Source organism: Modestobacter sp. URMC 112 (assembly GCF_053502575.1).
Genome location: NZ_CP199957.1, coordinates 3,260,249 through 3,285,389 on the forward strand (window position 1 = coordinate 3,260,249; position 25,141 = coordinate 3,285,389).

Annotated in this window: 30 protein-coding genes; 11 read left to right on the plus strand and 19 right to left on the minus strand. The window is 74.5% G+C overall.

The features are described 5' to 3' along the window. The first annotated feature begins 40 nt into the window (after positions 1–40). From ACWIX6_RS15300 to panB, 3 genes are all read left to right on the plus strand, one after another. Positions 41–481: a hypothetical protein gene (locus ACWIX6_RS15300; protein WP_448613293.1), complete on the plus strand. Its 441-nt coding sequence runs from the start codon at positions 41–43 to the stop codon at positions 479–481. Positions 482–550: 69 nt separating this feature from the next. Continuing rightward, the gene (locus tag ACWIX6_RS15305; protein ID WP_448613294.1) at positions 551–2,395 is read left to right on the plus strand and encodes an NAD+ synthase; all 1,845 of its coding nucleotides are present in this window, start codon (positions 551–553) and stop codon (positions 2,393–2,395) included. Beyond that, positions 2,392–3,222 carry a 3-methyl-2-oxobutanoate hydroxymethyltransferase gene (panB, locus tag ACWIX6_RS15310; RefSeq protein WP_448613295.1) on the plus strand — a complete coding sequence of 277 codons (831 nt, stop codon included), beginning with the start codon at positions 2,392–2,394 and terminating at the stop codon, positions 3,220–3,222. Before ACWIX6_RS15305 ends, panB begins: the two co-directional genes overlap by 4 nt. 3 nt (positions 3,223–3,225) lie before the next feature. Here panB and ACWIX6_RS15315 read toward each other — a convergent pair whose 3' ends face one another. Continuing rightward, positions 3,226–3,591 (minus strand): DUF2784 domain-containing protein, encoded by a 366-nt coding sequence (locus ACWIX6_RS15315; protein WP_448613296.1) that lies wholly within the window; start codon positions 3,589–3,591, stop codon positions 3,226–3,228. A gap of 69 nt (positions 3,592–3,660) precedes the next feature. On the opposite strand from ACWIX6_RS15315, the gene ACWIX6_RS15320 reads away from it, so the two are divergent. After that, positions 3,661–4,074: an ester cyclase gene (locus tag ACWIX6_RS15320; protein ID WP_448613297.1), complete on the plus strand. Its 414-nt coding sequence runs from the start codon at positions 3,661–3,663 to the stop codon at positions 4,072–4,074. A gap of 97 nt (positions 4,075–4,171) precedes the next feature. Here the strand turns inward: ACWIX6_RS15320 and npdG are convergent, their stop codons facing one another. Together npdG and ACWIX6_RS15330 are read right to left on the minus strand one after the other, a co-directional pair. After that, positions 4,172–4,867 (minus strand): NADPH-dependent F420 reductase, encoded by a 696-nt coding sequence (gene npdG / locus ACWIX6_RS15325; protein WP_448613298.1) that lies wholly within the window; start codon positions 4,865–4,867, stop codon positions 4,172–4,174. 87 nt (positions 4,868–4,954) lie between these two features. Beyond that, a complete protein-coding gene (locus ACWIX6_RS15330; protein WP_448613299.1) occupies positions 4,955–5,149 on the minus strand; it encodes a hypothetical protein in 195 nt (64 codons plus the stop codon). Positions 5,150–5,359: 210 nt separating this feature from the next. On the opposite strand from ACWIX6_RS15330, the gene ACWIX6_RS15335 reads away from it, so the two are divergent. Continuing rightward, positions 5,360–6,517, plus strand: coding sequence for a DUF222 domain-containing protein (locus ACWIX6_RS15335; protein WP_448613300.1), 1,158 nt, complete (start codon positions 5,360–5,362; stop codon positions 6,515–6,517). A gap of 168 nt (positions 6,518–6,685) precedes the next feature. Here the strand turns inward: ACWIX6_RS15335 and ACWIX6_RS15340 are convergent, their stop codons facing one another. Then, positions 6,686–7,153 carry a hypothetical protein gene (locus ACWIX6_RS15340; RefSeq protein ID WP_448613301.1) on the minus strand — a complete coding sequence of 156 codons (468 nt, stop codon included), beginning with the start codon at positions 7,151–7,153 and terminating at the stop codon, positions 6,686–6,688. 691 nt (positions 7,154–7,844) lie between these two features. Here ACWIX6_RS15340 and ACWIX6_RS15345 point away from each other — a divergent pair. Both ACWIX6_RS15345 and ACWIX6_RS15350 read left to right on the plus strand, forming a co-directional pair. Continuing rightward, positions 7,845–8,936 (plus strand): GGDEF domain-containing protein, encoded by a 1,092-nt coding sequence (locus ACWIX6_RS15345; protein WP_448613302.1) that lies wholly within the window; start codon positions 7,845–7,847, stop codon positions 8,934–8,936. A gap of 48 nt (positions 8,937–8,984) precedes the next feature. Next, positions 8,985–10,304 (plus strand): M24 family metallopeptidase, encoded by a 1,320-nt coding sequence (locus ACWIX6_RS15350; protein ID WP_448613303.1) that lies wholly within the window; start codon positions 8,985–8,987, stop codon positions 10,302–10,304. A gap of 26 nt (positions 10,305–10,330) precedes the next feature. On the opposite strand, the gene ACWIX6_RS15355 is transcribed toward ACWIX6_RS15350, so the two are convergent. The 5 genes from ACWIX6_RS15355 to ACWIX6_RS15375 all read right to left on the minus strand — a co-directional run bounded on the left by ACWIX6_RS15355 (position 10,331) and on the right by ACWIX6_RS15375 (position 13,028). Then, on the minus strand, positions 10,331–10,753 hold the full coding sequence (locus tag ACWIX6_RS15355) for a ChaB family protein (protein WP_448613304.1): 423 nt from the start codon (positions 10,751–10,753) through the stop codon (positions 10,331–10,333). 47 nt (positions 10,754–10,800) lie between these two features. Beyond that, complete coding sequence (locus ACWIX6_RS15360) at positions 10,801–11,190, minus strand: acyl-CoA thioesterase (protein ID WP_448613305.1); 390 nt, start codon at positions 11,188–11,190, stop codon at positions 10,801–10,803. A gap of 5 nt (positions 11,191–11,195) precedes the next feature. After that, positions 11,196–11,438 carry a hypothetical protein gene (locus ACWIX6_RS15365; protein WP_448613306.1) on the minus strand — a complete coding sequence of 81 codons (243 nt, stop codon included), beginning with the start codon at positions 11,436–11,438 and terminating at the stop codon, positions 11,196–11,198. A 144-nt stretch (positions 11,439–11,582) separates the two neighbouring features. Continuing rightward, complete coding sequence (locus ACWIX6_RS15370; protein ID WP_448613307.1) at positions 11,583–11,837, minus strand: DUF2795 domain-containing protein; 255 nt, start codon at positions 11,835–11,837, stop codon at positions 11,583–11,585. Between the two features lie 63 nt (positions 11,838–11,900). Further along, entirely contained in the window at positions 11,901–13,028 is a 1,128-nt protein-coding gene (locus ACWIX6_RS15375; protein ID WP_448613308.1) for a baeRF2 domain-containing protein, read from the minus strand. Positions 13,029–13,195: 167 nt separating this feature from the next. Here ACWIX6_RS15375 and ACWIX6_RS15380 point away from each other — a divergent pair, with 167 nt between their 5' ends. Further along, positions 13,196–13,531, plus strand: coding sequence for a hypothetical protein (locus ACWIX6_RS15380; protein WP_448613309.1), 336 nt, complete (start codon positions 13,196–13,198; stop codon positions 13,529–13,531). A 146-nt stretch (positions 13,532–13,677) separates the two neighbouring features. Here the strand turns inward: ACWIX6_RS15380 and ACWIX6_RS15385 are convergent, their stop codons facing one another. The 9 genes from ACWIX6_RS15385 to ACWIX6_RS15425 all read right to left on the minus strand — a co-directional run bounded on the left by ACWIX6_RS15385 (position 13,678) and on the right by ACWIX6_RS15425 (position 21,408). Then, positions 13,678–14,571, minus strand: a complete 894-nt coding sequence (locus tag ACWIX6_RS15385; RefSeq protein ID WP_448613310.1) for a type II secretion system F family protein — start codon at positions 14,569–14,571, stop codon at positions 13,678–13,680. Then, entirely contained in the window at positions 14,571–15,515 is a 945-nt protein-coding gene (locus ACWIX6_RS15390; RefSeq protein WP_448613311.1) for a type II secretion system F family protein, read from the minus strand. Before ACWIX6_RS15390 ends, ACWIX6_RS15385 begins: the two co-directional genes overlap by 1 nt. Continuing rightward, positions 15,512–16,924: a CpaF family protein gene (locus ACWIX6_RS15395; protein ID WP_448613312.1), complete on the minus strand. Its 1,413-nt coding sequence runs from the start codon at positions 16,922–16,924 to the stop codon at positions 15,512–15,514. Before ACWIX6_RS15395 ends, ACWIX6_RS15390 begins: the two co-directional genes overlap by 4 nt. After that, entirely contained in the window at positions 16,924–18,114 is a 1,191-nt protein-coding gene (locus tag ACWIX6_RS15400; protein ID WP_448613313.1) for an AAA family ATPase, read from the minus strand. The genes ACWIX6_RS15395 and ACWIX6_RS15400 overlap by 1 nt, the downstream gene beginning before the upstream one ends. Continuing rightward, positions 18,114–18,845: a Flp pilus assembly protein CpaB gene (gene cpaB / locus ACWIX6_RS15405; protein ID WP_448613314.1), complete on the minus strand. Its 732-nt coding sequence runs from the start codon at positions 18,843–18,845 to the stop codon at positions 18,114–18,116. The genes ACWIX6_RS15400 and cpaB overlap by 1 nt, the downstream gene beginning before the upstream one ends. A gap of 10 nt (positions 18,846–18,855) precedes the next feature. Continuing rightward, the gene (locus tag ACWIX6_RS15410) at positions 18,856–19,818 is read right to left on the minus strand and encodes a pilus assembly protein TadG-related protein (RefSeq protein ID WP_448613315.1); all 963 of its coding nucleotides are present in this window, start codon (positions 19,816–19,818) and stop codon (positions 18,856–18,858) included. Then, the gene (locus ACWIX6_RS15415; protein ID WP_448613316.1) at positions 19,806–20,210 is read right to left on the minus strand and encodes a TadE/TadG family type IV pilus assembly protein; all 405 of its coding nucleotides are present in this window, start codon (positions 20,208–20,210) and stop codon (positions 19,806–19,808) included. The genes ACWIX6_RS15410 and ACWIX6_RS15415 overlap by 13 nt, the downstream gene beginning before the upstream one ends. A 112-nt stretch (positions 20,211–20,322) precedes the next feature. Continuing rightward, the gene (locus tag ACWIX6_RS15420) at positions 20,323–20,535 is read right to left on the minus strand and encodes a Flp family type IVb pilin (protein ID WP_448613317.1); all 213 of its coding nucleotides are present in this window, start codon (positions 20,533–20,535) and stop codon (positions 20,323–20,325) included. Positions 20,536–20,730: 195 nt separating this feature from the next. Further along, positions 20,731–21,408, minus strand: coding sequence for a prepilin peptidase (locus ACWIX6_RS15425; RefSeq protein ID WP_448613318.1), 678 nt, complete (start codon positions 21,406–21,408; stop codon positions 20,731–20,733). Between the two features lie 145 nt (positions 21,409–21,553). On the opposite strand from ACWIX6_RS15425, the gene ACWIX6_RS15430 reads away from it, so the two are divergent. Next, positions 21,554–23,191, plus strand: a complete 1,638-nt coding sequence (locus ACWIX6_RS15430; RefSeq protein WP_448613319.1) for a peptide chain release factor 3 — start codon at positions 21,554–21,556, stop codon at positions 23,189–23,191. Between the two features lie 37 nt (positions 23,192–23,228). Here the strand turns inward: ACWIX6_RS15430 and ACWIX6_RS15435 are convergent, their stop codons facing one another. After that, the gene (locus tag ACWIX6_RS15435) at positions 23,229–24,020 is read right to left on the minus strand and encodes an IclR family transcriptional regulator (RefSeq protein ID WP_448613320.1); all 792 of its coding nucleotides are present in this window, start codon (positions 24,018–24,020) and stop codon (positions 23,229–23,231) included. 259 nt (positions 24,021–24,279) lie between these two features. Between ACWIX6_RS15435 and ACWIX6_RS15440 the strand changes: the two genes are divergently transcribed. Continuing rightward, positions 24,280–24,726, plus strand: a complete 447-nt coding sequence (locus tag ACWIX6_RS15440; RefSeq protein ID WP_448613321.1) for an ATP-binding protein — start codon at positions 24,280–24,282, stop codon at positions 24,724–24,726. 87 nt (positions 24,727–24,813) lie between these two features. Next, positions 24,814–25,134, plus strand: coding sequence for an Asp23/Gls24 family envelope stress response protein (locus tag ACWIX6_RS15445; RefSeq protein WP_448613322.1), 321 nt, complete (start codon positions 24,814–24,816; stop codon positions 25,132–25,134). The last annotated feature ends 7 nt before the right edge of the window (positions 25,135–25,141 follow it).

Here is a 25,141-nt window from a genome sequence, read left to right on the forward strand (position 1 = left end):
ACCCCCGACCACGCCCACCGCATCCACCGAGGAGCAGACGATGAGCACCCCCACCACCACCCCGAGCACCCTCCCCGCGCCGCACGCCGGGCGGCGGCGCATGCTCCGCCGGCTGGCCGTCCACTACGTCGAGATGGTCGTCGCCATGGTCGTCGGCATGATGGTCCTGCACCCGGTGTGGACCGCCGCCCTCGGCGCGCTGGGCTGGCACGCCGTCCTCGACGTCCCCGAGGCGATGGCGCTGGTCATGGCCACCGACATGACCATCGCCATGTCGGCCTGGATGCGCTTCCGCGGGCACGGCTGGCGGAGCACCGCGGAGATGGGCGCGGCGATGTACCTGCCGTTCCTGGTGCTGTTCGTGCCGATGTGGGCCGGCGTGCTGTCCCCGGCCGGGATGCTGCTGTGGGGGCACGTGCTGATGCTGGGCGCCATGGCCGGCGCCATGGCCCTGCGACCGCACGAGTACGCACACTGCTGAACGGCCCCGCGGCGGCCGCGCGGTCGACCCGCCTGGCCGCCGCGACCGGACTCCGACCAGACTGGAGCCGTGAGCGACGAGCAGCGGACGCGGCAGTTGCGGGTGGCGATGGCGCAGGTCGACACCCGGGTCGGTGACCTGGCCGGCAACGCCGCGCTGGTGACGACCTGGACCGCGCAGGCCGCCGCGGCCGGCGCGCACCTGGTGGTCTTCCCGGAGATGACGCTCACCGGCTACCCACCCGAGGACCTGGTGCTCCGGGAGTCCTTCGCCCGGGCGAGCGAGCAGACGCTGGTCGACCTGGCGGCCGGGCTCGCCGACCGTGGACTGGGCGGCATCGCGGTCGTCGTCGGCTACCTCGCGCACACCGAGGGCAGCGGCCCGGCTCCGGTGGACCGCCCGCCGACCGACGAGGACGACGTCCCCGGCGACGCCAACCCCCGCCGCGGCGCGCCCCGCAACGCCGCGGCGCTGCTGCACGGCGGCGAGGTCGTCGTCCGCTACCACAAGCGGCACCTGCCCAACTACGGCGTCTTCGACGAGGCGCGCTACTTCGTGCCCGGCACCGAGCTGCCGGTGGTCCGGCTGCACGGGGTCGACGTGGCGCTCACCATCTGCGAGGACCTCTGGGTCGAGGGCGGTCCGTGCGGGGTCGCCGGCCAGGCCGGGGTGGACCTGGTCGTGTCGCCCAACGCCTCGCCCTACGAGCGGGCCAAGGACGACCTCCGGCTCCCGCTGGTGCAGCGCCGCGCGGCGGAGGCCCGGGCCACCATCGTCTACTGCAACCAGGTGGGCGGCCAGGACGAGCTCGTCTTCGACGGCGACTCCCTCGCCGTGGCCCCCGACGGGACGCTGCTGGCCCGGGCCCCGCAGTTCGTCGAGCACCTGCAGACCGTGGACCTGACGATCGACCCGGCCACGGTGCCCGAGCGACGGGAGGGCCGGATCGGCCCGCTGACCGTCACCCGGCACGTGCTGTCGGACTCCCCCGTGCCCTCCTTCGACCCGCAGCCGGGCACGGTCGCCGAGCCGCTCGCCGACCTCGAGGAGGTGTGGCGGGCCCTCGTCCTGGGGCTGCGCGACTTCATCGACAAGAACGGCATGCCCTCGGTGGTCTTCGGCCTCTCCGGCGGCATCGACTCCGCGCTGGTCGCCGCCCTGGCCGTGGACGCGCTGGGCGCCGACCGGGTGTACGCGGTCGCGCTGCCCTCGGAGTACTCCAGCGAGCACTCGCTGGCCGACGCGGCGGACTCCGCGGCCCGGCTGGGGCTGCGCTACTCCGTCGTCCCGATCGCCCCGATGGTGGACGCCTACCGCAGCTCGGTGGAGCTCACCGGCGTCGCCGCGGAGAACCTGCAGGCCCGGGTGCGCGGCACGCTGCTGATGGGGCTGTCCAACCAGCACGGCCACCTGCTGCTGGCCACCAGCAACAAGAGCGAGGTGGCCGTGGGGTACTCGACGCTCTACGGCGACGCGGCCGGCGGGTTCGCCCCGATCAAGGACGTGCTGAAGACGCTGGTGTGGGACCTCTCCCGGTGGCGCAACGCCTGGGCGCGGGAGCGCGGGGAGACCGAGCCGATCCCCAAGAACTCCATCGACAAGCCGCCGTCGGCCGAGCTCGCCCCGGGCCAGCAGGACTCGGACTCGCTGCCCTCCTACGAGGAGCTCGACGCCGTCGTCACCGACTACGTCGACCGGGACCTCGGCCTCGCGCAGCTGCTGGAACGCGGGCACGACCCCGAGGTGGTGGCCCGGGTGCTGCGGCTGGTGGACACGACCGAGTTCAAGCGCCGCCAGTCCGCGCCGGGGACCAAGATCTCGCTGAAGGCGTTCGGTCGGGACCGGCGCCTGCCGGTCACCAACCGCTGGCGGGAGACCCTGCCCAGCATCCGCGAAGGGGCGGCCCAGGCATGACGGAGAGCGTTCTGTACGGCGGCGGCTCCACCGCCCGGGTGCGGGTGCACCACCTGCAGCAGGCCAAGGAGCGCGGGGAGAGGTGGGCGATGCTCACCGCCTACGACACCTACGCCGCCGCGGTGTTCGAGGAGGCCGGCATCCCGGTGCTGCTGGTCGGTGACTCCGCGGGCAACGTCGTCCTCGGGCACACCTCCACGGTGCCGGTGACCGTCGACGACCTGCTGCTGATGACCAAGGCGGTCACCCGCTCGACCAGGCGCGCGCTGGTCGTGGCCGACCTGCCGTTCGGCAGCTACGAGATGTCGCCGGAGCAGGCCTTCGGCACCGCCGTCCGGATGATGAAGGAGGGGGGCGCGCAGGCGGTCAAGCTCGAGGGCGGCGCCCGGGTGGCCCCGCAGATTGCCAAGCTCACGGAGAACGGCGTCCCGGTGATGGCGCACATCGGGTTCACGCCGCAGAGCGAGCACGCGCTCGGCGGGTTCCGGGTGCAGGGCCGCGGCGCCGGGGCCGAGCAGCTGCTCACCGACGCGCACGCCGTCCAGGACGCCGGGGCGTTCGCCGTCGTCCTGGAGATGGTGCCGGCCGACGTCGCCGGCCAGGTGACCAAGGCGCTGGCGATCCCCACCGTCGGGATCGGCGCCGGCGTCGACTGCGACGCCCAGGTGCTGGTGTGGCCGGACATGGCGGGCATGACCTCGGGGCGGGTGCCGAAGTTCGTGAAGAAGTACGCCGACCTCCGCGGCCAGCTGCTGAGCGCGGCCCAGGAGTTCGCCACCGAGGTGCGCGGCGGGAGCTTCCCCGGTCCCGAGCACTCGTTCGAGTAGTCCTCAGCTCGCGGCCGGGCGCAGCCGGCGGGCCGCCAGCAGGCCGTAGCCCAGCGCGTTGGGCAGCACCGCGACGGCGACGATGCACGCCTGGGTGGCCGGCGAGGCGAAGTCGACGCCCAGCGGGCCGAGCAGGTGGTGCCCGAGGAAGCCGCCGTGCAGGTCCGGGCCGCCGGCCCGCTCGCGCAGGGCTTCCTCCAGCGTGGTCAGCGGGCAGTCGGCACCGGCCAGTGCGACGCCGAGGATCGCCGCGCTGAGCGGGACGTGCACCAGCAGGATCCGCGGCAGCCGCAGCGCGACCAGCGCGCCGGTCAGCATCAGGACGACGGCGGCGGCGTGCACGACGGCGACCGCGTGTGCGAGCAGCACGCTCCCAGTCTGCTCCCGCTCCGGTCACCGGGGACTGCCGCGGCGGCCGGGCGGGTGGGACGGTGGACCATGGGCATCGAGGACCGCAAGGCCGTCGTCCGAGGGCTGGTCGACGAGTGCGTGAACCGCGACCGGGCCGAGCTGCTGGAGCGGTACGTCGCCGCGGACGTGCGGGTGCACCCCGGGACGCCGGGCAGTGCGCCGGACACCCAGGGCATCGACGAGCTGCGGACGGCGTTCCGGCGGTTCCACACCGCGCTCCCCGACCTGCACGTCGTCCTCGACGAGGTGATCGCCGAGGGCGACCTGGTGGCGACCCGCTGGACGGCCACCGGGACGCACTCGGCCGAGCTGGCCGGCGTCCCCGCGACCGGCCGCCCGGTGCGCTGGAGCGGGACCGACGTCTACCGGGTCGCCGACGGGCGCATCGCCGAGTGGTGGCGCAACGAGGACTCCACCTGGCTGCTCGCGCAGATCAGCTGAGCCCTCAGGCCCGCTACAGGGTCCCACCGCCAGCCCTGATGGCCCCGCTGCAGGGTCCCGCCGCGAGCTTGCGAGCGGTGGGGGGAAGGGTGGTCCTTCACACGTCGGTGATGCGGATCCCGGCGTGGGCCTTGTAGCGGCGGTTGACCGACACCAGGTTGATGGTCAGTGCCTCGACCTGGCGGGCGTTGCGCAGCCGCCCGGCGTAGACCCCGCGCATGCCCGGGAGCCGGCCGGCCAGCGCCTGCACCAGGTCGGTGGCCTCCCGCGAGTCGCCGACCACCAGGACGTCGCCGTCCAGGGTGGGCAGCGAGAGGTCCTCCAGGGTGACCGCGGACAGGTGGTGGAAGGCGCCGACCACGGAGCTGTCGGGCAGCAGCGCGGCCGCCTGCTGGCACACGCTGCCGTCGGGGACGTCGAGCACGTAGGCGCCGAGCTCGTCCCAGCCCATCGGCACCACGCAGTCGACGACGACCTTGCCCGCCAGCGGCGTGGCCAGCTCGGCAAGCGTCTCGGCGTGCCCGGCGTACGGGACGGCGACGATCACCAGGTCCGCGGCACCGGCGACGTCGGTGTTCGAGCCGCCCTGCACCGACGTCTCGACCCCACCGGCCGCCGCGGAGGACCGGGCCGTCACCGTGGCGGCCACCTCGGCGGCCCGGTCGGCGTCCCGCGACCCGAGCAGCACCCGTTGCCCCGCGGCAGCCAGCCGGACGGCGAGTCCGCGGCCCTGCGCCCCGGTCCCGCCGAGCACGCCGACCACCAGGTCACCGACCGCGCGTCCGTCGCTCATGACGTCTCCATGTCCCCCGGCGGCCCGGCGTTCCCGACCCGTCCACCGGGGATCATGCCTGCGCACGCGTCCGGGCTGGGCAGCGGCTCAGTCGTCGCGGTCGCCGCCGGACCAGGCGCGGTCCTCGGCGTCGGCCTTCTCGTTGCGCTCGGCCACCTTCTGCAGGGCCTGCTCGGCCTCCGCGCGGGTGTCGTACGGGCCGAGCCGGTGGCGCTCGGCGCACCCGTCCCGGTCCTCCACGGCGTGGTGCTTCAAGCAGTAGAACCAGGGTCCATCGGCCACGGTCGGCTCCTTCCGGTGGTGCGTGCGGACCAGCCTGCGCCTCCACCCTGGCATCGCGGTGGCGACGGCGCTCCACAGAGGCGCGCGCGACCTGCCACGACCGGCGGCCCGAGGGGCCTGGGGGACGGTCTGACCTGCGCTTTTGTCTTGCGCCGACGCTCGCGCCGCGGTAGTCTTCGAACACGCGTTCGAGATGGTGGGAGGTGTTCGGTGGGTGAGTTGACCTCCGTACTGGACGCCTTCGCCGCCGATGACCTCGACTCGCTGGCCGGCCCTGCACTGCTGGACCGGACCGCGGAGCTGCTCGAGGCGCGGAACCGGATCGATGCCGAGCTGGCCCGCACGGTCCGCAAGTGCGAAGTCACCCAGGCGTCCGAGCACGACGGCATGCGGACGATGCGGTCCTGGTCGCGCGGGCACGGGCGGCTCTCGTCGGGCGCCGCGTCGCAGCTGGTGCGGACCGGCCGGGCGTTGGAGCACCTGCCCGCGGTCGCCGCGGCGTTCGCCGCCGGTGCGGTGACCGCGGAGGCGGTGGCGGTGATCGCCTCGATCACCACGACAGACCGGCTGGCCGCGGCGGCGGAGCAGGACGTCGACCTGGCCGAGATCGACCAGGCGCTGGCGCTGGTCGCGGCCACCCAGCCCCACGACACGCTCAAGCAGACCGTGGAGCGGTACCAGGCCACCCTGGACCCCGACGGGCCCGAACCCGACCCCACCGAAGGCCGGCGGCTGAGCATCGCCAAGCACGCCGACGGCAGCATCTCCGGCCGGTTCGACCTCGACGTCGTAGGCGGGGAGAAGCTGCAGGCCGCGCTGGAGTCGACCGTGCAGGCCGCCCGCCCCGAAGGCGACACCCGCACCCGCGCCCAGCAGCTGGCCGACGCCCTCGTCCAGCTGTGCGACAACCAGCTCGGCGCCGGGAACCTGCCGTTCTTGCGCACGGTCAAGCCGCACGTCGTGCTGACCCTCCCCGCCGAGGACCTGCTCGACACCAGCGACGGCCCCGGCGCAGCCACCACCGGCTTCGACCAGACCCTCAGCGCGGCCCGCGCCCGCTGGCTCACCTGCGACGCCCAGGTCACCCGGATCGTGCTCGACCCCGACGGGCTGCCCCTCGACGTCGGCCGCACCAGACGGGTCGTCCCGGCGCACATCCGCCGCGCCGTCGAACACCGTGACCGCACCTGCGTGTTCGCCGGCTGCTCAGCCCCCACTCACTGGTGCGACGTCCACCCGGCCGCCCCCAGGGGCCCGCGGCGAGCTTGCGAGTCGTGGGGAGGGGGTGGTCCTTCCACACACCAAGGTCCACCACGGCTTCCGCGTCGAACGACCACCCGGTGGCCGATGGCACACCTACCGACCTGACGACACCGAGATCCTCATCGGCCCACGTCTGTAGAACTCATCCCGGGGATCGACCGCGCCGCCCCGACGGCGCCAGAGCATCGTCAGGCGCAGCTGTGCTCGGCGGGTCGTCAGCGCCCGCGGCCGAGGTGCTCGTGCTCCGCGTCTCCGACCTCGCAGGACGGCGCCTCAGCTGACTGCCGGCCTGTCCGTGACCAGCTCGGAGTACCGGTGCCCCGGCACCACGTGTTCGAAGGCGCTTGCCTCGACCCATCGCAGTCCCTGCTCCCCGTCGCCGAGGACCTCGACCGCCACCCTGTGCACCACGTGCCAGATGGCGATCCTCCTCGGACGAGGCGATTCGTTCGTGATCGTGTCCGTCTCGGTGCGGGTGCTCCGGAGCTCGAGCGAGACGGTGCGTTGAAACGCCTCGGAGAGCCTGGCGCTCGCGCCGGCGACCTTGTCCCGTCCCACACTGGCGCCGATCTCCCGTGACAGTTGCTGCGTCTGCGCCTCTGTCAGGCCGACCCGGACGGAGATCTCGATCTCCTTGGAGGAGTACGGCAGGAGATCCCGGATGCTCTCCTCCCGCCTGTAGAACGTCCAGTCCGACACTTTCACCAGTCGCACGTCGTCGTCCCGGAAGGCGCGGCCCACGGCACGCAGAGCCAGGCTGGTCAGGCTGACGGCCGGCAGGCGCCGAGGAACAGCACTTGGGCCTTCACCGACCGGTGGGTGCGACCGAGGAGGCGGCGTCCGCTCGCCGCCAATTGCGCATCCAGCGCGTCCACTGCTGGTCTGAGGTCCGCTGGGACGGGCTCCTGCTCTCGCAGTCGATGCAACAGCTCCGCCTCGTTGGAACCCGGAGCTGCCGGGAGGAGGAGGTGCCCCTGCGACTCCAGCCAGCGCTCGGACTCCCGTGGCGGGTCAGAGCCGTCGGCTCCGAACCCGGGTACTGCGACAGCCGACGTGGACATCGGCGGAACGTACTGCGCAGCCCCCGGTCGGCCGACGATCCTGCCCTCGGACGGTCTCTGTGTCCCCCGAGCGGCCATGAGGTCGCGCCGGCCCAGAGGTCCCGGAGCGCACGCGGCGAACACGTCCGCGCCGCGGACGAGGTGCGACGGCGCGCTTGACCGCCGGTACCGAACCGCCCTCCGCCAGGGCACCTCGCTGGGACACGTCCGGGAAGGTGGCGGCCCGGACGCTGCCGCGAGGCCCACGCCGGCCGGATCAGGCGAGAGATGCAGGTTTCATGCACTGACCTGCCCACTGAGGGCTCCGGACAGGGCATCCTGCGTCCATGACACGCGGGGGCGTGCCCGGCCCGGGGCATGGAGTGTGGACGGTGGACCGGTTCTCCGCGGACCCGTCCCCGGTCGCCCGGTTCGGCGACCAGCGACTGGCCGCCTGGTGCCTGGCTGCGCTTCTGGCGGCCGGGTCGGCACTCGGGGCGATGAACCTCTTCATCGACGGGGTGCTGCACGAGGGGGTCGCCCGCCCGGTCTACGCGGCGACCATGGCGCTCCTCGCGCTCCTGGGGGTCGTCCTCGCGGTGCGGCAGGCGGTGGGCCCGAGGGAGACCGCCGCGCTGGTGGTCATCGGTGACGTCGTCTACGTCGTGATCTCGCTGACCACGACCGACCCCCTGCTGTACGCCCCACCGCTGATGATGCTGTTCGCCTGTGTCGCGGCCGCCTGGTTCCTCGGGCCGCGGACGCTCGCGCTCCACCTGGTGCTCGTCGTCGTGGCCTGCGCCGGCGCGCTCTCGCACAGCTACCCCGACGTGGCGGCGTACGCCGTTCAGGTCACCGTGCACTCCGTCGTCCTCGACTTGGTCACCCTCGGGATCTTCGTCCTGCGCCGCCGCGTGGAGCGGCTGCTCGCCGACACCCAGGCGCTGTCGTCGACCGACCCGCTCACCGGCTTGGCCAACCGCCGCTGGCTGGTGGCCCAGGCCCCGCGGATCTGGCGCCAGGCCCGCCGCGAGGGGCAGCGGGTCGCCGTCCTCATGCTCGACCTCGACCACTTCAAGCGGCTCAACGACGACCACGGGCACGCCGTCGGCGACGCGGTGCTGCGCGGGGTCGCCGACGCGCTGTCGGCCACGGTCCGCCCGGCCGACGTGCTCGCCCGCACCGGCGGGGAAGAGCTGGTGGTGCTCGGCCTGGTCAGCGACCCGACAGAGGCCCGGCAGCTGGCCGAGCGCCTCCGCCAGGCCGTGGCCAGCAGCTGCCCGTTCCAGCCGGTGACGGCGTCGATCGGTGTCGCGCTGGCCGGCCCGAACCCGGGCGAGGACGTCACCGACGCGCTGTGGCGGCTGATCGACCGGGCCGACGCCGCGATGTACGACGCCAAGGGCGCCGGCCGCGACCAGGTCAGCGTGGCGGCGGGTTGCTCGCGCGTCGCGCTGCGCGATTCGGCCGCTGAGAGCGCCTGAGTCCTCTCTCGTCCGGTGCGGACGGTCCCGATCTGCTTTCCTGCGTGCATGGCCTCGGTCACCGAACGCACCCTCCCGGACCCGACGCGCACCGTGCCGCTGTCGCTGCGCGAGCAGGCCGAGGTGCGCGACCGATGGCTGACCCAGCGGCTGCTGGACGTCCTGCCAGGGCTGATGGACCGGGCCGGCATCGAGCTGTGGGTCGTCGTCGGCCGTGAGTACAACGAGGACCCCGTACTGCCGACGATGCTGCCGGCCAGCTGGCTCTCGGCCCGCCGGCGGACGATCCTGCTGTTCCACCGCAGCGACGACGGCGTGACGGCGGCGGCGGTGTCCCGCTACCCGGTGGGGCAGTTCCTGCCCGCCTGGGAACCCGACGAGGTCCCGGGCAAGTCGGCCGAGCAGTCCCAGTGGGCGGCCCTGCGCCGGTTCGTGGACCAGGCCGCGCCGGCGACCATCGGGGTGGACGTGTCGCCGGTCTTCGCGCACGCCGACGGGCTGTCGTTCACCGAGCACCGGCTGCTGATGGAGGCGCTGGGGCCGCACGCCGAGCGGGTCGTGTCGGCCGAGACGCTGGCGGTCGGCTGGTTGGAGACCCGGCTCCCGGAGGAGATCGCTGCGCTGCACGCGATGAACCGGCTGGTGCACCAGGTGATCGACGAGGCCTACTCCCCCGCCGTTGTCACCGTCGGGCGGACCACCGCCCTGGACGTCGCCTGGTGGATCCGCCAGCGCTTCGCCGACCTCGGGGTGGACGGCTGGTTCCAGCCCACGGTCGGGCTGCAGCGCGCCGGCAGCCCGCTGGTCGACACCCGGGGCACCGTGCTCCCGGGCGTCCCGTACGACGCCGTCGTCGAGCCCGGCGACCTGCTGCACTGCGACGTCGGCCTGTCCACGCTGGGGCTGACCACCGACACCCAGCGCAACGGCTACGTGCTGCGCCCGGGCGAGACCGCCGCCCCCCGGGGCCTGGTCGACGCGCTGGCGGTGGGCAACCGCATGCAGGACCTGACGACGGCGGAGCTGCGACCCGGGCGCACCGGCAACGAGGTGCTGGCCGCCGCCCGGTCCGCGGCTGCCGCCGAGGGCATCGACGGGGACGTGTACTCCCACCCGGTCGGCGTGCACGGCCACGGCGCCGGCCCGGCGATCGGCATGTGGGACCAGCAGGACGGCGTCCCCGGCACCGGCGACGTGCCGGTGCACCCGGACACCGTGTACGCGCTCGAGCTGTGCGTGCGCGTGCCGGTGCCCGAGTGGGGCGGGCAGCTGGTGCGGATGGCGCTGGAGCAGGGCATCGCGCTCACCGGGCGTGGGGTCGAGTACCTGGACGCCCGGCAGACCGAGCTGGTGCTCATCCCCTCCTGACCGCGGACGGCCGGGGAGCCGGCGGGTCAGCCCTCCCGCGCCTTGCGCGTCTCCCGGTCGTTGGCCTTCTGGATGGCGTCGACCAGTTCGTCCTTGGTCATCGAGGACCGCCCGGGGACGTCCAGCCGCTTGGCGACGTCCATCAGGCGGGCCTTGCTGGCGTTGGCGTCGACGCCGCCCTTGGTCTCCCGGTCGGTGTCCGCGCCGCCCTCGGCCTGCGCGTCGCTGGGCCCCTTCTCGTCCTTGGGCTCCCAGTGGTCGCCCACCTTCTCGTAGGAGTGCTTGACCGCCGCCCAGGCCACCTGGTTGGCCCGCTGCTCGTCGCCGTAGGACTCCGCCGCCGAGTCGTGCGCCTTGGCGAACGTCCGCTGCGCCTTCTCCTCCGACCGCCGCAGGGTGCTCGGGATCTCGTCGGGCTCGGCGTCGCCGCTCTTCGTCGTCTTCGGCACAGCTCCTCCTCACGTCGGGACGCCCGGGTACCCCGCGGCGACGCGGCTCAGTCCTGCACGAACGCCGTCCAGTGGCCGCGCTGGGCCCCGGTCATGGGCAGCGAGGTGTCGGTGGCGAAGTCGAAGTGCACGCACACCGCCAGCGCCCGGAGCGCCACCTGCCCGTCCTGGGCCAGCTCCTGCCGCAGCGTCACCGAGGACGTGCCGAGCCGTGCGACGGAGCTTCGGACCGTCAGCCGCTCGCCGACCCGGTAGTACAGCTGGCGCAGGTAGTCAACCTCCAGCCGGGCCAGGGTGAGGTCGGGCGGCCCGCCGGGGACGTCGGCCAGCATCGCCAGCCGGGCGTCCTCCAGCAGGCTGAGCGCACGGGCGTGGTTGACGTGGCCCAGCGAGTCCGGGTCGGACCAGCGCAGCTGGACAGGGTGCTCGTGGACCACCCCGGTCAGACCGTGTCGTCGGACTGGCGGTGGCCGCCCTGCGCGTCGTCGGGGTCGGCGTGCACCGTGCGCTCCTCGGACTCGGCGAGGATGACCGCCGCCTGCACCTCCGGGTCCAGGTCGCCCTTCGCCGGGTCGAGGTCGCCCTCGACGGAGCGCTCCTCGGGCAGCAGCCGGGAGCGCGTCTTGACGTTCTGCTCGGTGACGTTGGCCAGGGCCTCGGGGGACGGGTCCTTCATGTCGGGCATGTGCCCTTCCTACCCGTCCTCCCCGAGGCCGGCCCCCTGCAGGGCCCCGCCGCCCAGCGGCCCCGTCCGGAGGCTCGCCCTGAGCTTGCGAAGGGTGAGGGGGACGGGGTCCTTCCAAGAGCGGTGGGGGCAGGGGGTCCTTCTTCAGAAGCGCTGTTCGGTGCCCATGCCCAGGGCGGTGGCCACGTCCTGCACGTTCTCGAACGTCTGCCCCTGCGGGAGCCGGTCGATCGCGGACAGCACGCTGCCCGGGGCGTTGTTCTCCCGGGCCTTGGCGGCGAGCGTGTCCCGGTCGGCCGGCCAGACCTCCTTGCCGAGGGCCTCGGCGATGGCGGCGCGGCGCTCCACGTCGCCGGGGTCGATGCCGGGTGAGGTGGCGGCCTGGTGGGGGTCGCTCATGGGAGTGCTCCGATCTGTCGGTCAGCCGCACGTCGGCTGGGGCTCAGGGGCGCTGACGGGACGTCAGCTGGGGGTGGAGGCGTCGGTGTAGCGGAGGACGGCGGCCACCGGGACGTCGCCGGGCATCGCCGACCGCGGGACGACGACGACCGCCGCATCGCTGCCGACGGCGGCGCGCAGCAGCGCCCGCTCGGCCGGCACCCGGACGGCGTCGGTGACCCCGAGCGCGGCCATGTCCTCCGCGCCCGTCCCGATCTCCAGCGGCGAGGTGCCGATGGACAGCTGCTCGTCGTCCGGCTGGTCGGCCAGCACGAGGGTCTCGACCTGCGCCTTGCGGAGCGCCTCGACGACGGCGGCCGTGCCGGTCAGCGCGAGGCCGTGCGCGGAGGCCGCCTCGACCTGCTCCAGCACCCTCGCCACCTCGGCCGCCTCGTGCTCGGCGACCAGCTCGGCGACCCGCTCGTCGATGACCGAGCGGTCCGCGCCGGCGGCCCGGCCGCCCTCCTCCATGCTCACGATGAGGGGCGCCATCTTCGGGGTGGCCCGGTCGGTGAAGATCTGCCGCGCCCGGACGTCGCCGGCGAGGAGGACGAACCGCGCCCCGGTCGGCTCGACCAGCTCGTCGATCTCCTGGACCACCTGGTCGACGTTGTCGATCCAGACGTTCTCCGCGGTGTGCTGGTAGCGGTGGTGCGCCCAGCCGCCGCCGGCGACCTTGCGCATCAGGAACCGCCTGCCGTCCACGGAGGTCTCGGTCACCGGCTCGCCGGGCGCGCCGGCCACGGTGATGTCCGCGCCGACCCGGTCGGCGACGACCACGATGTGCGGAATGCGGCCGGGGAGCTGGCGCAGCACGGTGAGCAGGTCGGGCAGCGGGGACCACTCGGTGGTCTCGGTGCGCGGTGCGTCGACCAGCGGGACGTCGAGCAGCACCTCGCCGTCCGGGCCGGCGACGACGGCGCGGCCGCGGTGGGTGCCGGCCTCGCCGCCCTCGTTGCCCTCCAGCAGCCGGCCCCTGACGGCCTCGACGACCGCCTCGGGCGCGCCCTGCCCGGTGAGCCGCTCGGCCAGGGCGCGGACCCGCAGGTCCAGTTCGGTGTCGGCGTTCTCGGTGGTGTGCGTGACGTCGGCACACACGGTGGCGCAGGGGCCCGGGTGGTCGGTCACCGGCTTCAGGAAGGCCACGTCCATGGGACGGCTCCTCGGGTGTGTGCGGGATGGGGCCGTGGCTCGACCCGGGAGTTGCTCCCCGCCGCCTACCCACCGCCCCGGGCCTCACACCCGGGGTGTCAGCAGCCGGGTGGGCGGGCAGGGACAGCCGGACAGCCGAGCCACCTGCCGAGCCGAGAGGAACCGGGATGACCGAGCGCGACGACCTCCCGCTGCCCGACTACGACCACCTGCCCGTGGGCAGCCTGATCTCCCGCGTCCGCACCCTGGACGCCGACGGCCTGCGGGCCGTCCTGGCCTACGAGAAGGGGCACGCCAACCGGATCCAGGTGGTGCAGGCCCTGGACCACCGACTGACCGACCTCGAGGCCGGCGCCCAGCCCTCGGGTGGCGACCCGCAGGCGGCCCAGCCCGAGCACGCCTCGGCCGCGGCGGGTGGTTCGCAGGTCTCCGAGGCGACCTCGGGACCGCCGGTCAACCCGCCGTCGCACGGCGACCCGACCAACCCGGCCCAGCCCCGCTGAGATCCGGGCCCACTCGGGCCGACCGCGGTGTCGGCCCGAGTGGGCCCCGGAGGGGTCCGCGCAGGGACGACGCAGCGGCTCAGCCCGAGCCGGTGACGGCACCTGGCCGCGGTGCGGCCCGCAGGGTCGCCATGCGCACAGCCCCCTCAGCTGAAGGCCGCGATGATGTCCATGACGGCCGGGCCGAGCAGCACGATGAACAGCGTGGGCAGGATGCACAGGATCAGCGGGAAGATCACCTTGACCGGGATCTGCATCGCCTTCTCCTCGGCCCGCTGACGGCGCTTGAGCCGCATCTCCTGCGCCTGGGTGCGCAGCACGTCGGCGATCGAGACGCCGTACTGGTCGGCCTGCACGACCGCGCGGATGAACCGGCGCAGGTCGGGGACCGCGGTCCGGTCGGCAAGCGCGAGGTAGGCGTCCCGGCGGGGCTGGCCCACCGCGATGTCCTGCAGCGTGCGCACCAGCTCCTCGGCCAGCGGACCGCTGCCGTTCTTCCCGGCCCGGGCCATCGCCGACTCGAACCCGAGCCCGGCCTCCACGGCGATCGTCATCTGGTCCAGCGTGTCGGCCAGCTCCAGGCTGATCGCCTGCTGGCGTTCCTGGCCGCGGCTGTAGAGCAGCAGCTCGGGGACGACGTAGGCCACGCCGGTGACCACCGCGGCGAACAGCGCCGGCAGCACCCCCGGCCGGGAGGAGACGACGACCAGGCCGAGCCCCCCGGCGACGGCCGCCAGCACCAGCTTGGCGGCGATCAGCCGGGGCAGCGGCCAGGCGGCCGGTCGACCGGCGGTCCCGGCCAGCCGGTTGAGCCGGGCGACCGTCCCGCCCGGGGTGAGCGCGCGGACCAGCCGGGCCGCGGTCCGGCTGCCCGGCCGGGCCGCGGCACCGGTCCGGCCGAGGTCCAGGCCGCGGGTGAGGTTCTCCCGGGCCTGCACGACCGCGGGCGCGGGCCGGCTGAGCGCGGCCCAGCCGAGCACCGGGAGGGCGAGGGCGACGGTGCCGGCCGCGGCCAGCACGAGGAGGGGGACGCTGCTCATCAGAACCGGATCGCCACGGTCTTCTTGAGCCACAGGCCCCCGACGAGCATCATCACCGCGGCCGCACCGAGCATCGCGTAGCCGGCCAGGCTCTGGGTGAACTTCGACAGGTACGCCGGGTTGCTCACCGCCAGGAACGCCACGATGCCGAACGGCAGGGCCATCAGCACGGTCGCGGACAGCTTGCCCTCGGCCGACAGCGCCTTGACCTGACGGCGGATCGCGTTGCGCTCGCGGATGGTGTGGCCCACGGCGTCCAGCACCTCGGCCAGGTTGCCGCCGACCTCCCGGTGGATGGAGATGGCCTGGGCGACCCAGACGAAGTCGTCGCTGCCCATCCGCTCGGCCACCTCGTCGAGGGCGTCGGACAGGTCGCGGCCCACCCGGGTCTCGTTGACGATCCGGGCGAACTCCTCCGACGTCGGCGCCTCGGCCTCGTGCGAGACCGAGTCGACCGAGCGGAGCAGGCTGTGCCCGGCGCGCAGGCTGCTGGCCATCAGCTGCAGGGAGTCGTCGAGCTGGTCGGCGAAGGCGGCCCGGCGCCGTCCGGCGCGGACCTTGAGCAGCAGCTTCGTGCCCAGCGGTCCGGCGGCCGCGGCCAGCAGGCCCAGCAGCGGCCCACCGGCCAGCGCACCGACCACGCCGAGGCCGAGGGTGGCCAGGCCGACGAGCAGCACGACGTCGGGCAGGGACGTGGAGATCCCGGCCCGTTCCAGCGCGGCGGTGCCCGCGGCGGCGCGGCCCCGCTTCTCCAGCACCCGGCCGACCGCCGCGCCGGCGGCGGCACCCGCGCCGGACAGCGCCGAGGACGGCGGGGCGCTGGCCGGGTCGAGCCGGCTCAGCGGCACCCGGGCCGGGCCGCCGGGGAGGACGACCAGGGTCACCAGGAGCAGGGCGGCCAGCACGGCAGCCACCCCGAGCAGGAGGAGCGCGGCCGACGTCACGACCAGCTCCGCTGCCGGGGGACGTCCGGGGCTCCGAAGACCCGCGGCGAGAGCCGGATGCCCAGCTCGTCGAACCGGTCGGTGAACCGCGGGCGCACCCCGGTCGGCACCGGCTTGCCCAGGAACTTCCCGGAGGCGTCCACGCCGGCGGAGTAGTCGAACAGGAACGCGTCCTGCAGGGTGACCGTCTCCCCCTCCATGCCCTGCACCTCGGTCACGTGGGTGACCCGCCGGGTGCCGTCGCGCAGCCGGGTGAGCTGGACGACGACGTCGACGGCGGAGGCGATCTGCTCCCGGATGGCCCGCAGCGGCAGGTCCATGCCGGCCATCAGCACCAGGGTCTCCAACCGGGCGATGGCGTCGCGCGGGGAGTTGGCGTGCACCGTGGACAGCGACCCGTCGTGGCCGGTGTTCATCGCCTGCAGCATGTCCAGGCTCTCCCCGCCGCGGCACTCCCCGACCACGATCCGGTCGGGCCGCATGCGCAGCGAGTTGCGCACCAGGTCGCGGATGGTGACCGCGCCCTTGCCCTCGATGTTCGGCGGGCGGGACTCCAGCCGGACGACGTGGTCCTGCTGGAGCTGCAGCTCGACGGCGTCCTCGATGGTGACGATGCGCTCCCCGTCGGGGATGAACGAGGACAGCACGTTGAGCAGCGTGGTCTTCCCGGTGCCGGTGCCGCCGGAGACGATCACGTTGAGCCGGGCCTCGACACAGGCGTGCAGCAGCTCGGCCATCTCCGGTGACAGCGTGCCGAACCCGATGAGGTCCTCCACGCCGAACGGGTCCTTGGCGAACTTCCGGATGGTGAGCGTGGACCCGCTGAAGGCCAGCGGCGGGATGATCGCGTTGACCCGGGACCCGTCGGCCAGCCGCGCGTCGACCAGCGGCGAGGACTCGTCGATCCGCCGTCCGACCCGGGAGACGATCCGGTCGATGACCCGGCGCAGGTGCTCCTCGGAGGTGAACCGCGAGCCGGTGCGGGTGAGCCGGCCGTTCTGCTCCACGTAGATGGCGTCGGGGCCGTTGGCCATGATCTCGGTGACCGTCGGGTCGTCGAGCAGCCGCTGCAGGGGCCCGAAGCCGAGCACGTCGTCGGCCAGCTCCGCGGTGAGCCGCTGCCGCTCCTCGCTGCTCAGCGGGACGCTCTCGCCCTCGACCACGGCGTCGAGCTCGCCGAGCACGATGGCCCGCAGCGCCTCCTCGCTCAGGCTCGGGTCGTTCATCCTGCTGCCCATGCGCTCGAAGAGCGCCTTGCCGACCCGGTCCTTGAGCCGGCTGAGCGCGTCGGGCACGGGCGGGCCGGAGAAGCCGCCGGCCGGTGCGGCGGGGACCGGCGCGGCCGGCGCGGGCAGCACCGGTGGGGCGGGGGCGCCGCGGGCGGCGTCGAGCCGGGAGGCGAGGTTCATCAGGACGCCGCCCGGTGCTTGGCGCCGTACCGGGAGGGGCTGACCAGCGGGGTGGCGGCGAACCGGGACACCAGCCGGCGCAGCTCCTTGGTCATCGGGTCCCGGCCGCCGCTCTGCAGCAGCGGCACGCCCTGGTTGGTGGACGGCGGCACGGCCGCGGACCGCGGCAGGACGACGTCGACGCCGGTGCCGATCGTCGTCTCCACGTCCCGCACCGACAGCCCGCCCTTGGGGTCGGCGAAGTTCATCACCACGTGCCGGCCGGCCGGGATCATGCAGAGCTCGCGCAGCACGTCGAGCTCCTTGCGCAGCCCGCGGACGCCGGGCACGTCCATGCTGGACAGCATCACCACGTCGGTGGCCCGGTCCAGCGCGGCCAGCGTCTGCTCGGACAGGCCAGGCGCGGTGTCCACCACGACGTAGCGGAACTCGCGGGCCAGCGAGGTGAGCAGCCGGGTGACGTCCTCTGCGGTGACGGTGTCCCCCTGGGCCGGGGAGTCCGAGCCGCACACCGCGTACAGCCCGCTGGGGTGCCCGGTGAGGAACGTCTTGAGCACCATGGTGTCCTGCGCGGCCGGCCCGTGGACGGCGTCGGGCAGGGTGTGCTCGGGGAGCAGCCCCAGCGCCGAGGCGACGTCGCCGAACTGCACGTCCAGGTCCACCAGCACGGTCGACTGCGGCGCCGAGGCGGTCAGCCCGATCGCCAGGTTGGTCGCCACCGTCGTCTTGCCGACCCCGCCCTTCGGGGAGGCCACGGTGATGACCCGGCCGGTGTAGCGGGCGGTGTCCTCCAGCGGGCGCAGCGCCCGGCGGCGGCCTGCGGCGGCCTGCGCGGCCCGCTCGACGGCGGCCCGGATCTCCTCGACGCCCGAGCCCGGGTCGAGCAGGTCGCGGATGCCGGCCCGCATGGCGGCGTGCAGCATCTCCGGCTCCGGCCGGGCGAGCAGCACCACGCTGATGCCGGGGCACTGCGCGTCCAGCCGGGTGGCCAGGGTCAGCACCTCCGCGGCGGGGGCGCCGGGGCCGATGAGCAGCACCTCGGGCAGCTCGCCGTCGGTGAGCTGCTCGAACAGCCGGGCCGGGTCGCCGGGGAGCCGGCCGTGCGGCAGCACGTGCACGTCGCCGTCCGCGGCGGCCGACACGCGCCGGGCCAGGTCGTCGTCGGACGCGGCGAGGACCACGCGGGCCATCAGAAGTCCTTTCCGTACACGTTGTCCGGGGTGATGACCTCGGTGCCGTCGACGGCGGCGCCGTCGCGTTCCAGGGAGAGCCAGAGGGTGCCGTGCTCGGCGCCGAAGACGACGCCCTCGGCCTGCGCGGCGGTGACCGCGAGGGTGACCATCAGGCTCGCCGACGGCGCGGCCGCGCCGGCCGACGCGGTGTCCACGTCACCCGACTCGACCGCCGGGGCCGGGGCGCCCTGCACCTGGGTGACCAGCACGCCGTGCAGGACGACGTGCGTCTGGGCCTCCAGGGAGAGGAAGACGCCGACCGTGTCGCCGGCGACGAGCCGGCCGCCGACCGCCCGCTGCGGCTCCAGCAGCACGCTGACCTCCGAGGCGCCGGCCGGGACGGCCACCGTGCCGGGCGTGGGCAGGTCGCCGGGGGCGGCGAAGCGGGCGGCCAGCAGCTGCTCGCCGGGCTGGAGGTCCACGGTCGCGACCTGGTCGGCCAGGTCGTCGAGGTCGGTGACCCGGCCCTCCGCCGCGGCCTTGGCCGGCACCTGCTCCACCTCGACCGAGGCGGCCAGGTCGGCGGCCGGCGTGCCCTCGGGCACCGGCTGGCGGACCACCAGCACGTCCACGGTCTGCACGCCGGCGAGGGCGCGGGCGTCCGCGGCGCGCACGTAGGCCACCAGGACCACGGTGCCGACGAGGGCGAGGACCAGGGCCGCGGAGGCGGCCAGCAGTCGACGTCTCACAGGAGAGCCCCTATCGGATCAGTCGGAGGACGGCGGAGCCGAGCGCGGGCGCGTCGGAGGTGAACGTGAACCGCTCGGAGAGGTCGACGAAGCGGGTGAAGTAGCCGGAGACGCAGCGGGCGCTGCCGCCGCACGGCGCCGGGGTGGTGGAGTACTGGCCGCCGAAGTGGAAGCCGGTCAGCCGGAACGCGGCGAAGCCGTAGACGTCGTACCAGGCGTTGTTCCCGGTGCCGCCGTAGTCCTCGAAGATCGGCAGCAGGACCGTGCGGCCGATCCAGCTGGTCGCCTCCGCCGGTGAGCAGGACGACGGCGGGGAGTTCCCGGTCGAGGAGTAGGAGCGGTTCTCCACCGCACTCGCGGCACCACAGGTCCCCGCGGTGGTGTCCAGGTAGCCGAACCCGCCCGGGACCCAGTTGCCCGAGGGACCGGTGCAGGACTGGTCCGCGGGCGTGGACTTGGTCAGGTTGATCGTGTGCACCGTGGTCGCCGACGGCAGCCCGCCGGAGGTCTGCCGCTCGAACTCGCACCAGGAGAAGGTCAGCGGCAGGACGGCGATGCCGGCGTCCGGGCTGCCCCAGCCGACGGTGGCCGTGGCGGACACCGCGGTCGCGTCGCGGCCGATCACCGGCGCGAACCAGTGCTGCACCGGCGTGGTGCCGGTGACCCGGACGCTGAGCGGGGCCGAGCTGAGGACCGGCGGGGCGAAGGTCGCGGCCCCGTCGTTGGCCGCGACGACGGCGGAGGCGGTGGCCACCATGTCCCCGCAGGCGCCGCGGGCGCAGTCCTGGGCCACCGCGAAGGCGGCGGCGTCGGCCGCGATCTGCAGCCGAGCGCGCTCGGCGTACAGCGCGCCCACGTCGACGGCGATCGCGGCGAAGCCGAGCATCGGGACCATCAGCAGGGACAGCACGACCGCGGCGGCGCCGCGCTCGTCGCGGGCGCGGCGGCCGGCCCGGCGGGTCAGCCGTTGCACCGCATGACCCCTCTCGCGGTCAGCGACACCCCGGCGCCGAAGAAGCCGGTCAGGAACGGCTTGGGGTAGCGGATGGTGACCTGCACGTAGGTGGGCGCGGCGATCCCGCCGGTGAGCGGGCACGCCGCGGGGGTGATGGTGATCTGGGCGTTGGTCAGGGCCGGGGACAGCGTGGGGGCGGCACCCCGGACCGCGGCCCGGGCGGCGGTCTGGTCGTTCTGCAGGGCCATCGCCCGGGCGCCCTCACGGGCGGCGGCGGACAGGGTCCCCTGCACCGAGAAGGCGTGGCCGAACTCGGCGACGCCCAGCACCAGCACGACCAGCAGCGGGACGATCATCGCGAACTCCACCGCACTCGCCCCGCGTTCACCGCGCAGTCGTCGTCCGATCACGTCCCACCTCCTCGGTCTGTGTGCTGGGGTGCGGCTCCCTGTGCAGCGGCGCGGCGGCCCCCCGGAGGGGACCGCCGCGCCGGGCAGCCGCGACTGGCTTCGGACTGCGGGCTCAGGAGGGGACGGTCCCGCCCAGGGAGGTGGTGATGTTGGTGAAGAGGGTGTTCAGCCGGCCGCCGAGGGCGGTGACGGCGACGATGATGACGACGGCGATCAGGCCGACCATCAGGCCGTACTCGACGGCGGTCGCACCCTTCTCCTCCCGCTTCAGCCGGTCACCGGCGAACGCGACGAGGGTGTACAGGGTGGTGTAGAGCTGGGTCACGACGGTCTCCCGAGGGTCGGTGCCGGTCTGGTCCGGGTCGGTCGACCCGGCCGTGCGGCTGCCCTGAGAGCGTCGGGTCGTCCCGGCGGCGACTGGAGCGGGTTCACCCGTCCGCGCTGCCGGAGCACCCGTTAGGTGACGTCCCGTAGTGGTTCGATCACCGAATGTGCATCGGAATGCCGTCTGTGGCGCGGGTCACGACCAGGGCAGGGCCAGCGCCAGGGCCGTGCCGACCAGCATCGCCGGGCCGAAGGGCAACGCCGCGTCCCGCCGGACCCGCCGCGCCGCGAGCAGCACCACCGCCACCAGCGCCTGGACGACGAACGCCGCCAGCGCGCCGAGCAGCACCGCCGGCCAGGCCAGCCAGCCCAGGTGCAGGCCGAGCAGCGCGGCGAGCTTCACGTCGCCCATCCCCAGCCCGCTGGGCGAGACCAGCGCCAGGACCAGGAAGCCGCCGAACATCGCCGCGGCACCCAGCACCGCCCGCAGCAGGTCGCCCCACGCCCCCCCGGCGGCGGCGGCGACCAGCAGCAGCACCACCCCGGCGGCCAGCGTGGGCAGCACCACCCGGTCGGGCAGCAACTGGTGGCGCAGGTCCACGACCGCCAGCAGGACGGCGGCCACGGCCAGCACCAGGAAGGCGGGGAGCTGCCAGCTGACGCCGAAGCGCAGCACGACCAGGGCCAGCAGCAGCGCCGTCCCGACCGGGAGCACCGACCGGCGGGCGGCGGTCGGCCCCGGGGCCAGCAGCTCCGCGATCCCGGCGCCCGCGGGCCAGGGGAAGCGCCCGGCCAGCCGGTCGACGAGCACGCCGGCACCCAGCCCGGCTCCCGCCGCGACCACCAGGGCCGGGACCACCGCGGCCGTCAGCACGGGGTCCCCCGTCGGCAGGCGCGCACGGCGGTCACCCTGGCACGTCACGGCGGGCGGGCCCGGCAGGGCGCATACCATCGGAGGGTCTCGGCGCAGGTCCCTCCTCGGTTCAGCTGCACGGGCCCGACGGAGAGATGAGGACGGCGTGGACGGTTCAGGCGAGCGGCAGGGCGGCGCGGCGGCGCGGGTGGACGGCGGTGCGGGCACGGCGGTGCTGGCCCAGGCCGCCCGGCGGCGCACCTTCGCCGTCATCAGCCACCCCGACGCCGGCAAGTCCACGCTGACCGAGGCCCTCGCCCTGCACGCCCGGGTCATCGGCCAGGCCGGCGCCGTGCACGGCAAGGCCGGCCGGCGGGGCACCGTGTCGGACTGGATGGACATGGAGCGCGACCGCGGCATCTCGATCACCTCCGCGGCCCTGCAGTTCTCCTACCGCGACGCCGTGGTGAACCTGCTGGACACCCCCGGCCACGCGGACTTCTCCGAGGACACCTACCGGGTGCTCACCGCCGTCGACGCCGCGGTGATGCTGATCGACGCCGCCAAGGGCCTCGAGGCGCAGACCATGAAGCTGTTCGCGGTCTGCCGGCACCGCGGGATCCCGATCATCACCGTGGTCAACAAGTGGGACCGGCCGGGCATGGACGCGCTGGCGCTGCTGGACGAGATCACCGAGCGCACCGGCCTCACGCCCACTCCGCTGACCTGGCCGGTGGGCATCGCCGGGGACTTCCGCGGCGTGCTGGACCGCCGGGACGGCAGCTACCGGCACTTCACCCGCACCGCGGGCGGCGCGACGATCGCCCCGGAGCAGGTGCTCACCCCCGACCGGGCGCTGGCCCAGGAGGGCGGGGCGTGGACCCAGGCGCTGGAGGAGTCCGAGCTGCTGGCCGAGACCGGCGCCGAGCACGACCAGGAGCTGTTCCTGGCCGGCGCGACGACCCCGGTGCTGTTCGCCTCCGCCGTCTCCAACTTCGGGGTGGGCCAGCTGCTGGACACGCTGGTCGACCTGGCGCCGGCGCCCACCGACCGGCCCGACGCCGAGGGCAAGCCGCACCCGCTGGACGCGCCGTTCAGCGCGTTCGTGTTCAAGGTGCAGGCCGGGATGGACACCGGGCACCGGGACCGGCTGGCCTACATCCGGATCTGCTCGGGGGTCTTCGAGCGCGGCATGGTCGTCACCAACGCCTCCACCGGCCGCCCGTTCGCCACCAAGTACGCCCAGCAGGTGTTCGGCCGGGACCGGGAGACCATCGAGACCGCCTGGCCCGGGGACGTCGTCGGCCTGGTGAACGCCGCCGCGCTGGGCGTCGGCGACACCCTCTACGTCGACGAGCCGGTCACCTACCCCCCGGTCACGACCTTCGCGCCGGAGCACTTCGCGGTCGCCCGGGTGGCCGACACCAGCAAGTACAAGCAGTTCCGCAAGGGCATCGAGACCCTTGCCGGCGAGGGCGTGGTGCAGGTGCTGACCTCCGAGCGGCGGGGTGACGGCGCCCCGGTGTTCGCCGTCGTCGGCCCGATGCAGTTCGAGGTGGCCGGCCACCGGATGGAGCACGAGTTCGGCGCCCGGATCAGCTTGGAGCCGCTCCCCTACCGGCTGGCCCGGGTCACCGACGAGGCCTCGGCCGGCGAGCTCGCCGCGGCCCGCGGCGCCGAGGTGATGCAGCGTGCCAACGGGGAGCTGCTGGCGCTGTTCACCGACAAGTGGTCCCTCGGCGTGCTGGCGCAGAACAAGCCGCACCTGACGCTGGTGCCACTGGTCGCCGCCGAGCTCAGCTGAGGCGCGGGCGGGCCGCGCCGGTCCCCCGGGTGGCGGCTCAGCCCAGGTGGCCCAGCCGCCGGCTGAAGTCGGCGGCGGCGTCCAGCAGCCGGCCGGACACCTGCGGGAAGGACTCCGGCGTCAGCCGGTAGGAGGGGCCGGACACGCTGACGGCCGCCACCACCGCCCCCTGGTGGTCCCGCACCGGTGCGGCGAGGGCGTTCAGGCCGATCTCGTACTCCTCGACCGTGGTCGCCCAGCCCTGGGCGCGGACGACCTCGAGCTCCCGCTCCAGCGCGGCGGCCGTGCCGAGGGTGCGCTCGGTGAAGCGCTGCAGCCGGTCGCCGAGCAGGGCACGCAGGTCCAGCTCCGGGGACCAGGCCAGCAGCACCTTGCCGCTGGACGTCGCGTGCGGCGGAGTGCTCTGGCCGACCCAGTTGTGCACCGCGATGGCGGCCGGACCCCGCACCTCGCTGATGTTGATGACCCGCTCGCCGTCGAGGATGGCGACGTTCACCGTCTCCCCGACGTCCGCGGCGAGCGCCTCGCACGCCTTGCGGCTCTCGTGGGCGAGGTCGCGCTGCACGGTGAGCGCGCCGGCGAGCCGGACGATGCCGAAGCCCAGCCGGTACTTGCCCCGGTCGGCGAGCTGCTCGACGAACCCGCGGCTCTCCAGCACGGCGACCAGCCGCGAGGCGGTGGACTTGTGGACGCCGAGCTCACCGGCGATCTCGGTCACCCCGGCCACCCCGCGCTTGGCGAGGATCTCCAGGACGCTCAGCGCGCGGTCCACCGACTGCACCAGGGCCGCCGGCTCCCGCGCCCGCCCGTCCTGCATCTGCTCGCTCACGACAGCAGGCTAGGTGACCGGGGCGGAGTCCTTGACCGACCGGCGCGGCGGGCGATCCGTCGTTGCCCACTGCACAGCTGTTGTGCCCACCGCAACCACCATGGATGCGGAACGCCTTCGAGGACCGGGACCGGGGCGTCGCCCACCGGCCGGCCAGGGCCGCAACCGCGGTCCGGCCGCCCCGCGTGACGGGTTCCGGACGGTCGAGGGCAGGATGACCTCCGGGGGCCCGCGGGACGACGCGACACCGCGGGGGCACATGAGCGAGCAGAGCTGGGAACGACGCCCGCTGCCGGACACCACCGGCAGGGCGCGATCGGTCTGGGAGTGGCAGATCAGCCGTCCGGTCGAGCTGACGGCCGCCCGGGGCCGGCTGCGCGACGACCTCGCCGGCGACTCGCTCCCCGAGGGCGCCGACGCCGACGACGTCGACCGGCTGCTGCTCACCTTCGAGGAGATCGCCTCGAACGGGCTGCGGCACGGCGGGGCGCCGATCACCGTCACCGTCACGGGCACCGCGGGCGGTTGGCTGGTCAGCGTCAGCGACGGCCGCCCCGACCAGCCCCCGGTGCCGGCGGTCGACCGGGACCCCGCCTTCGGCGGTCTGGGCCTGCACCTCATCGCCCGGCTGTGCGCCGGTCACGGCTGGGCCGTCGTCGGCCGCCGCAAGCACGTCTGGGCCTGCGTGACCCCCGCCTCGGGCTGAGCCCCCGGCTGCCCGGCCGCAGCTCGATGTCGGCCGGCAGGGCCGGGTCGTCGACGGCCTGCCGCACGTGGCCGACGACGCCGTGTCGTGGGGGCCGTGGCCCGGCTCGCCGCGGAGTCGGTGCCGCACGTGACGCTGGCGCTGGGTGGCGGACGGGTCGCCACGCCGTCCGGTGCGGCGGGCGACCCGGGCCGGGTCGCCGGCGCGGAGGCCGCCACCGAGGTGGGGATCGCCGGCAGCCACGTCGTCGTCGACGTGCAGATCGCGGTGGACCACGGGGTGTCCATCCCGCGGGTGGCCGAGCGGGTGCGGCAGCGCATCGCCGCCCACCTGGCCGCGCTGACCACGACCGAGGTGGACGTCGTCGTCGTCGACGTGCGGCCGGGTCCCGGCAGCCGGCGCCCCTGACCCCGTG

What these genes read in the sequence shown, in the direction of transcription:
- ACWIX6_RS15375 (WP_448613308.1), bottom strand. Translation starts at nt 13,028, where the DNA reads ATGGACGTGGCCTTCCTGAAGCCGGTGACCGACCACCCGGGCCCCTGC.
- ACWIX6_RS15365 (WP_448613306.1), bottom strand. Translation starts at nt 11,438, where the DNA reads ATGCCCGACATGAAGGACCCGTCCCCCGAGGCCCTGGCCAACGTCACC.
- ACWIX6_RS15370 (WP_448613307.1), bottom strand. Translation starts at nt 11,837, where the DNA reads ATGAGCGACCCCCACCAGGCCGCCACCTCACCCGGCATCGACCCCGGC.
- ACWIX6_RS15400 (WP_448613313.1), bottom strand. Translation starts at nt 18,114, where the DNA reads ATGGCCCGCGTGGTCCTCGCCGCGTCCGACGACGACCTGGCCCGGCGC.
- ACWIX6_RS15300 (WP_448613293.1), top strand. Translation starts at nt 41, where the DNA reads ATGAGCACCCCCACCACCACCCCGAGCACCCTCCCCGCGCCGCACGCC.
- ACWIX6_RS15395 (WP_448613312.1), bottom strand. Translation starts at nt 16,924, where the DNA reads ATGAACCTCGCCTCCCGGCTCGACGCCGCCCGCGGCGCCCCCGCCCCA.
- npdG (WP_448613298.1), bottom strand. Translation starts at nt 4,867, where the DNA reads ATGAGCGACGGACGCGCGGTCGGTGACCTGGTGGTCGGCGTGCTCGGC.
- ACWIX6_RS15380 (WP_448613309.1), top strand. Translation starts at nt 13,196, where the DNA reads ATGACCGAGCGCGACGACCTCCCGCTGCCCGACTACGACCACCTGCCC.
- ACWIX6_RS15350 (WP_448613303.1), top strand. Translation starts at nt 8,985, where the DNA reads ATGGCCTCGGTCACCGAACGCACCCTCCCGGACCCGACGCGCACCGTG.
- ACWIX6_RS15440 (WP_448613321.1), top strand. Translation starts at nt 24,280, where the DNA reads ATGAGCGAGCAGAGCTGGGAACGACGCCCGCTGCCGGACACCACCGGC.
- ACWIX6_RS15385 (WP_448613310.1), bottom strand. Translation starts at nt 14,571, where the DNA reads ATGAGCAGCGTCCCCCTCCTCGTGCTGGCCGCGGCCGGCACCGTCGCC.
- panB (WP_448613295.1), top strand. Translation starts at nt 2,392, where the DNA reads ATGACGGAGAGCGTTCTGTACGGCGGCGGCTCCACCGCCCGGGTGCGG.
- ACWIX6_RS15320 (WP_448613297.1), top strand. Translation starts at nt 3,661, where the DNA reads ATGGGCATCGAGGACCGCAAGGCCGTCGTCCGAGGGCTGGTCGACGAG.